Annotated in this window: 2 protein-coding genes; both read right to left on the reverse strand. The window is 73.8% G+C overall.

Annotated elements, in window-relative coordinates; all coding sequences use genetic code 11:
* Positions 1-1,499, reverse strand: a 1,499-nt coding sequence (locus AC1D01_RS31030; RefSeq protein WP_477873298.1) for a PAS-domain containing protein, incomplete at its 3' end; no start/stop codon positions are given.
* Between the two features lie 49 nt (positions 1,500-1,548).
* A partial coding sequence (locus AC1D01_RS31035) for a winged helix-turn-helix domain-containing protein (RefSeq protein ID WP_477873300.1) occupies positions 1,549-2,252 on the reverse strand: 704 nt, incomplete at its 5' end.

Raw genomic sequence — 2,252 nt, forward strand, 5'->3', positions numbered from 1 at the left:
TGCGCGACGCCGCCGGTCAGCTGGCCCAGCATCTCCAGCCGCAGCGCATGCTGCAGCTGCACCTCGATCGCGCGGCGTTCGGTCAGGTCGGTGACGAGGCTCACGACGCCGCCATCGGGCATCGCCCGGCTGCGCACGTCATAGACGCGGTTGTCCGGCAGGTACAGCTCGACGTGCGCATGCGCGGTGAACGGCGGCAGCGCGCCGGCGGCCAGCGCCTGCCGCTCGGTGAGGCCCGGCGCGCTCCACGCGATGCCGCCGGCCAGTTGCGCCATCAGCTGCCGCGGTGGCTGGCCCGAAGCCGGCCGCACGCCGTGCATCGCGAGCATGCGTTCGAGCGGTTCGTTCCACAGCCGCAGCCGGCCGTCGCGGTCGAACACCGCGAGGCCGTCGTTCATGCTGCTGTGCACCGCGGCGCGCAGCTCGCCCTGCTGGCGCAGGTCGGCCACCAGCTGCTGCTTGGCCAGCAGGTTGTCGCGGAACACCTCGAAGGTGCGGGCGAGCGCGCCCAGCTCGTCGCGGCGGGCGGTCGCCGGCGTCGCCACCGAGGTGTCGCCGCGCGCGAGCCGCGACATCACCGCGGTGATCCGCTCGACGCCCCCGACCAGCCGGTGCACGTAGGCGGTCGCGCCGAGCGCGATCACGCCGCACACCAGCGTCAGCAGCAGCAGGCCGGTCTTGCCGGAGGCGATCGCGCGCGTGACCCCTTCGCTGCGCCGCTGCGCGGTCTCGCGCAGCGTGTCGACGTGGCGCGAGACCTGCGCGCTGAGTTCATCGGCGTTGGTGCGCGTCAGCAGCACCAGCGAGCCGCTGCGGCTGTCGAGGTTGATCTGCTCGCTGCGCAGCCGCAGGATGCCGGCCGGGCCGATCGACAGCTCGCGCAGCGTCGCGCGGAACACGTCGCCGAGGCCGGCGTAGGCGGCCCGCCGGTCGGCGGCGATCAGCAGCGCCTCGACATCGGCCTGCAGCCGCCCGAGCGTGGCCGGCGTGTCGACGCTCGCGCCCAGCACCAGGCTGGACCACACCTGCGTCAGCACCGGGTCGCCGTGGCGCGGCGGCGTGCCGCGGGCGTGCAGCCGGCTGCCGATGTCCTCCAGCCGCTCCATCTGCGTCTGCAGCCGCTGGCGCACCTGCTGGCGCCGCTGCGTCAGCTCGGCCAGGCGCAGCAGGTTGATGTCGCCGCGGTCGATCAGCGGGTCGATGCGGGCCTTCAGCGGGCCCTGGCCGTCGATCTCGCCGGAGCGCTGGCGGATCTCGCTGATCAGCCCGCGCGCGATCGTCGCGCTGGCGTCCAGGCTCTCGGGCGTGCGCGACTCGGCCAGGTCGGGCGCGGTGGCGGCCAGGCGCGTCGTGCGCTCGGCGAGTTCGAGCGCCTGCGCGATCTGCGGCAACACCTCGACTTCGTAGGCCGAGAGCTCGCGCTGCGTGCGCTGCATGCCGAGCCAGCCGACGATCGCCAGCGCGATCGCGGCAGCCAGCAGGATCACGAAGGCAGCCATCAGCCGGGTGCGGACCCGCTGGGCACGGGGTCCGACGCTGGGTGTCGCTTCAGGTGGCGCGCTCATGCCCGTGGGTCACCGGCGCCGCGAAGACGTAGCCCAGCCCGCGCTCGGTGCAGATGTAGCGCGGGTGCTTCGGGTTCGGCTCGATCTTGCGGCGCACGCGCAGGATCAGCACGTCGACGCTGCGGTCGAACACCTCGGTCTCCAGGCTGCGCGTGTGCTCCAGCAGCTGGTCGCGCGTCCACACCTTGCCCGGCTGGCTGACGAAGGCCTCGAGCAGCCGGAACTCGGCCGGCGTCAGCGCGCAGGCGCTGCCATCGGCGGCGCGCAGCTCGCGCTCGCGCAGGTCGAGCGTCCAGTCGCCGAAATGCAGCTGGGCCGCGGGTTCGGCCGGCGCTGCGGCGGTGGCCGCCGGCTGCGTGCGGCGCAGCACCGCACGCACATGGGCCAGCAGCTCGCGCGGGCTGAACGGCTTGACGAGGAAGTCGTCGGCCGCGAGTTCGAGCAGCAGCACGCGGTCCATCTCGTCGCTGCTGCCGCTGATCATGATGATCGGCAACGCAGGGTGCCGCTCGCGCAGGCCGCGCGCGAGCGCCAGGCCGTGCTCGTCCTTCAGGCGCAGGTCGAGCAGCACCAGCGCGTGCGGCGCTTCGGCCAGCGCCGCGTGCATGCCGATGCCGTCGCCGGCGGTGCTGACGTCGAAGCCGGATTGCATCAGCGCGTCGTCGAGCGAGGCGCGCGGGTCGGGGT

This window comes from Rhizobacter sp. P3_B12, from assembly GCF_056402895.1.